At 44.7% G+C, this 5,846-nt stretch carries 3 protein-coding genes; all 3 read right to left on the bottom strand.

Features of this window, described 5'->3' with window-relative positions; genetic code table 11:
• Positions 1–343 precede the first annotated feature (343 nt).
• Positions 344–1,675: a sensor histidine kinase gene (locus WBA89_RS20185; RefSeq protein ID WP_424408966.1), complete on the bottom strand. Its 1,332-nt coding sequence runs from the start codon at positions 1,673–1,675 to the stop codon at positions 344–346.
• A 26-nt stretch (positions 1,676–1,701) separates the two neighbouring features.
• Positions 1,702–4,752: an ATP-binding protein gene (locus WBA89_RS20180; protein WP_424408965.1), complete on the bottom strand. Its 3,051-nt coding sequence runs from the start codon at positions 4,750–4,752 to the stop codon at positions 1,702–1,704.
• Positions 4,753–4,830: 78 nt separating this feature from the next.
• A partial coding sequence (locus WBA89_RS20175) for a sensor histidine kinase (RefSeq protein WP_424408964.1) occupies positions 4,831–5,846 on the bottom strand: 1,016 nt, incomplete at its 5' end.

Genomic DNA, 5,846 nt, shown 5'->3' with positions numbered 1-5,846 from the left:
GGATGACTAAGGACTAATGACTAATCTGCATCTGCGTGAATCTGCGTCAATCCCTTGTCATCTGCGGTTAATACATTTGCTTTTTTTTACCGCAGATGAGGGCAGATTAACACGGATTAACGCTGATGAATTATAGCGGTTTTGGTTGTAACATTCATCCGTTATTGTTGACTTTTGACTGGATTTTACTTTATCGGTGCCGCCGGAATTGATATATTGATATTACGCATCCAGACATTGAAACCCGATTTTACCAATAAATTAACCGTAGTTTTTTATAGTTGGCGTTGCCGCTTTGTGTGATTGCTTTTCATCATAATAAATTGTTGGCTAAGTGAACCCCCTACAACTTTTGTTTATAATATTCTCCTAACTGACTAATGCCTTCTACCTGGTATTTTTTTTCTGCCACAGGTAGCTCGATCGCAAATTCAGTTCCCTCGCCAACCGCACTGTTGCAACTCAACTTACCTCCATGAGTCTCTTCGACTATCTGGCGGGCGATCGCCAATCCTAACCCAGTACCTTTTCCTACCGCCTTCGTTGTGAACAAATAATCAAAAATCTGCTGTTTGACTTCTTCTCTCATCCCCGCACCGTTATCGGCAATTGTAATTTTGATGTGGCGATCGTCCAACATACAGGTACTAACCGCGATTTTGTTGGGATTGGCTTGGATTTCCGCAAAACTGCGTCCTTGACTTGACTCTTCTAGGGCATCGATCGCATTTGCTAGCAAATTCATCAACACTTGGTTGAGTTGACCGGGAAAACATTCGATTTTCGGTAGATTCTCGTACTCTGTGACAACTTCGATCGCCGGACGGTGTTCGTTAGCTTTTAGCCGGTGGCGCAAAATTAACAAGGTGCTATCGAGCCCTTCGTACAGGTTGAAAAGTTGCTTGGTATTGCTATCGGAACGGGAGAAAATACGGAGACTTTGGCTGATCGATGTAATGCGAGATCCTCCATCTTCGATCGCCTGAATTAACTTCGGTAAATCTTCTCGCACGTAATCGAGGTCGATCGCTTCTAATTCATCTTCAATTTCTGTACCGGGTTCAGGGAATTTCTCGCGATAGAGATCGATGACACTCAATAAATCATGGATGTAATCTTGGACAGCACCGACATTGCCCACAATACAACCGATCGGATTATTAATTTCATGGGCAACTCCAGCCACTAATTGCCCCAAAGCCGAAAGTTTCTCCTGCTGTACCAATTTCAGTTGAGCCTGTTGCAATGCCTGGGTACGTTCTACTACTTGCTTTTCTAAACTATCCGTCAGCCATTTCAGTCGCCAGTGGATTTTCACCCGCGCTAGCACTTCCGCTTCTTCAAAGGGTTTGGTGATGTAATCGACAGCGCCTAACGATAAGCCTTTGACTTTGTTTTCGGCATCAGCTAAAGCCGTCATAAAAATAACAGGAATTCCTTTAGTTGCAGGATTTTCCTGGAGGCGGCGACAGGTTTCAAAACCATTCATTTGCGGCATTTCAATGTCAAGCAAAATTAGTTCTGGTTGGTGGCGTTTCACTAGGGTGAGAGCATCTTCGCCATCAACGGCCATGCGGACTTTGTAGCCAGCAGCTTTTAAGGATTGAGACAACACAAATAAGTTAGCTTCATTGTCATCTACAATTAAGATAAACGGTCGGGTTGAGTATGGCATAGGTGTCGGTTTCCGGTTCGAGAGTGTTAAGGGAGATAGTGTTGGATAAATGCCCGCAATTGTTTGAGTTTGCAAGCTTCGGCAAGGCGGATAAGTTCTCGGGTAAAGGCAGCCGTATTAGTATCCTGGATTTGCCCTGCAATTTCAATGATGCCATCGAGTTCTCCGTCTTCGGCTAACTCCAAGAGTTGATGCAAGATTGCGGGTTCGGGTGGCTGCATTCGATCGGGAGCAAGTTGAGGATTCTGCTTCTGGGCGTTATTTTCTTGATAAATCCAATCTAATTGTAGATATTTTTGCAGGAGCTCTAGCAAAATTTCGGCTTGCACGGGTTTGGGTAAGAAATCATTTCCCCCCGCATCTAGGCTTTTGTGCCGGTCGATCTCGAAGACGCTGGCAGAGGAGACGACAACAATTTGGTTGTGCAGTTGGGGAGACGATCGCACTTTCTCTAAAAACTCAAACCCGTCCATCAGGGGCATCGCTAAATCAGTAATAATTAAATCCGGCGAGAATTTCAAAGCCAGTTCGATACCTTCTTGTCCATTGTTAGCTTCGAGAATTTCAAAGCCGATGGGCTCTAGCAGGTTAAGCAACACCGAACGATTTTCCCAACGATCGTCGATGACGAGAATTTTGCATTTTGAACCTGCATAACCCTCGATCGCCCCTTGGGGCATCACTCTAGAAGACGCTGCCCAATTTTTAGCTTCAGGCAGTTCTAGTTCAAAGGAAAAGGTGCTGCCTGAGCCTAACACGCTTTGAACATCGATTTTGCTTTGCATCAATTCGATAATTTTGTGGGTAATTGCCAATCCCAATCCAGTTCCTTCAGCTTGCTTTTTGGTATCGCCGACTTGCTCAAAGGGGAGGAAGATTTTCTGGATTTGTTCTGGAGTCATCCCCACTCCAGTATCTTCTATCTGGAACCGAATTTTGGGAGCGATGGATTGAATCTTAAAAGTAACGCTACCAGTCTCGGTAAATTTGATGGCATTGCCCAGAAGGTTGATCAGAACCTGACGCAAACGTTTTTCATCGACACACACACCTACAGGTAATTTTTCGTCAACTTGAAAATTGAAGATAATCCCTTTTTCTTCCGCACGAATGCGATTAATTTCGACGACGCTTTGCAGCAAAGAAGGCAGGTGCAAGGCTGTGGGATGTAGTTCTAATTTTCTGGCTTCGATTTTGGCAAGCTCCAATACATCGTTAATTAGATTCAATAAGTGAGAACCGCACTGATAGATGATATCGATGCCGTTTTGCCCTTTTTCGGTGAGAGGTTCGCTGCGTTTTAAGATTTGGGCGTAGCCAAGAACACCGTTGAGGGGGGTGCGTAATTCGTGGCTCATGTTGGCAAGGAATTCGCTTTTGGCTGCGTTGGCGCTGTCGGCAGTTTCTTTTGCTTGCTGAAGTTCCAAACTGGCTTGCTGAATTTCCTGAAATTTGTCTTGCAGAGCAATTGCCATGAGTTGGAAGTTACTAGAAAGAGTGTTAATTTCGGTAATTGAACTGGCTGGAATTTGTAGCGATTGTTGTTCTGTGAGTTTATCGGGTAAATTGCTGGTGAGATTGGCAAGTTGCAGCAAGGGTTTGACTAAACTGCTACTAATATATTTTGCCAAAACAGGTGCCAGAATTGCGATCGCCATCAGAATAGCGAAGCTTTTGGTATAAATTCCATCGAGTGCTACCAGATGGGGATAGTTGGCTTCTTCGATCGCCATTATCCAGGGAAGATTGCCCCCAATCGCGCTCTTGGACACGTAAAATGACTTTCTCCAGCGCACGACTTTAGCCATTTTTGGAATATTCGGTATCCAAATGTGGGTGTTTCGATCGATCCGGTAGATTTCACCGTTTTTATCTCGATCGAAGGGTTGCCCTACCTTCAGCTCGTCGCGAGTGCTAGCAATCACCCGATCTTCGATATCTAGTAAACTTACCAACCGAGTCGATCGGCTTGTCGATGGGATTTGACTCTGTAGCCACCTTTGTTTCACGGTATTTACATCGATTTCTGCAACAATTTGACCCACTAGGCTGTCGCCCTGCAAAATAGGTACTGTCTGAAAAATCGTCGGTGCGTTGGATATCGCCATCACCTCAGAAAGCATTGGCTGTTTTGCTTTCAGTAAAGCCGGAAATGGAAAATTGTCCAGTTGAGCAGAATTTTCTGCGGCGTTTTTTTCCTGGGTGGAATTGACAATCTTTCCGTCTGTATCTGTAATGTAGAGATGGCGGAACTCGGAAATTGTTTGTTGAGCAATTTGAATTTTTTCCTGTATTTGGGAACGGTTCGATGGATTGCGGTTTTGAATGCTAGATGCTACTCCTTGCAACTTCCCCAGACTTTGCTGGTGCCAGTTCAGCAGATCGGTACTAATATTTTGTCTGGTGTCTTCTAGATGAACTAAAACGTTTTTTTCTTGAGCAAAAGTGGCATCCTGACAGTTCCAAACAGTCAGTGCCAGTGCTGGCAGCAAGACAAAGGCTACTAGCAAATTGAGGAGAGTTTGTTCAAAGGCATGAGTTTTGATAGTGTTGGCGCGCAGCCACTTGGTAATGGGCGTGTGAGTTAAAATTAGACTGGCAATCAGGCTATTACAAATTTGATTCAGGGGATTTTTGAAGGAGATTAATAAAACAGTTTGAGGGGGAATTTCACCGACACCAGCATAGAGCAACCAAAGCAGGGGAAATCCGATAATTCCCCAATAAAAAACATCTAGGAGTAATAAGTTGCTGCTGCGGTGTCGGAGTCCCCAACCTACAAAAATTGCTTCCAGAGTGTAGAGAATAAAGCCATAGGGATGGTGCCACAGCAAAATTGTATAGAAGCTGGAAATGGCGGCGGCGATCGCGCCCCAACCCAACCCGTACAGCCTCACAACCAACATGACAAAAATACTGCCAAATAGCCAGTCTATATGGAGGATGATAGGGATTTTGAAGTAATTGCCCGCATACCCTGCCAATAGCAGAGAAAGTAAAACAGTTGTCGATAGCAACCGATATTGCGACTGATTTTTGTTGTTCCGCGACTTCCCGAACTCTGCAATATTTGCCACAACAGTCTCCTTGATTAATATTAAAATTAGGCAAATCAGATTGAGACTAAGTTCCAGTTATCTTCAAGTGATATCATTTCAAGTTGAGCGAGGAGCCGATCGCCCGATCGGGAGCTGCATCTTAAAAATTGTGCCTTGTCCTAACTCAGAATCGACCTCAATTGTACCCCCATGAGTCTCTTCGACAATCTGGCGGGCGATCGCCAATCCTAACCCAGTGCCTTTTCCTACCGCCTTCGTTGTGAACAAATGGTCAAAAATCTGCTGTTTTACTTCTTCACTCATTCCCCCACCATTATCGGCAATTGTAATTTTAATGTGGCGATCGTCCAACATACTGGTACGAACCGCGATTTTGTTGGGATTGGCTTCGATTTCCGCAAAACTGCGTCCTTGACTCGACTCTTCCAGCGCATCGATCGCATTTGCCAGCAAATTCATAAAAACTTGGTTTAGTTGACCGGGAAAGCATTCGATTTTCGGTAGATTCTCGTAATCTGTAACAACTTCGATCGCCGGACGGTGTTGGTTAGCTTTCAGCCGGTGTTTCAATATTAAAATGGTGCTCTCAATACCTTCATGGATATCAAACCGAACTTTGTAGTCTTTATCAGCTCTGGAGAAGGTGCGGAGGCTGGTGCTGATGCCGCGAATGCGATCGCATCCCACTTTCATCGACGACAGCATCTTGGGCAAATCTTCTAAAGCATACTCTAAATCAATCTTATCAGCATCTTGTTCGATTTGTGGGCCCGGATCTGGCAGTTTTTCTTGATATAATTTCAAGTGGTTGATTACATCTTTGATGGTGGTCGTTGCTTCATTAATATTGCCGCTGATAAAGCCGACAGGATTGTTGATTTCGTGGGCGACTCCGGCGACGAGATTGCCCAATGCGGACATTTTTTCGCTTTGCACTACCTGTAACTGTGCTTGCTGCAAGTCAACGAGCGATCGTTCTAATTCTTGGGCGTAAGCCTGAGATTGTTGGTACAAGCGGGCATTTTCGAGTGAAATCGCCGCTTGCGCGCACAACAGTTGGATGACTTCAGTGCGATCGCCCGTAAATGCCCCAATTGTCAAGTTATTTTCTA

Origin of the sequence: Microcoleus sp., from assembly GCF_049646505.1 — a bacterium.
Taxonomy (GTDB): domain Bacteria; phylum Cyanobacteriota; class Cyanobacteriia; order Cyanobacteriales; family Microcoleaceae; genus Microcoleus.
Note: the sequence above shows the minus strand (reverse complement) of the source record. Positions and strands in the feature narration are given on the sequence as shown.

Coding starts and splice junctions, on each gene's coding strand:
- WBA89_RS20185 (WP_424408966.1), bottom strand. CDS start 1,675: ATGCCATACTCAACCCGACCGTTTATCTTAATTGTAGATGACAATGAA.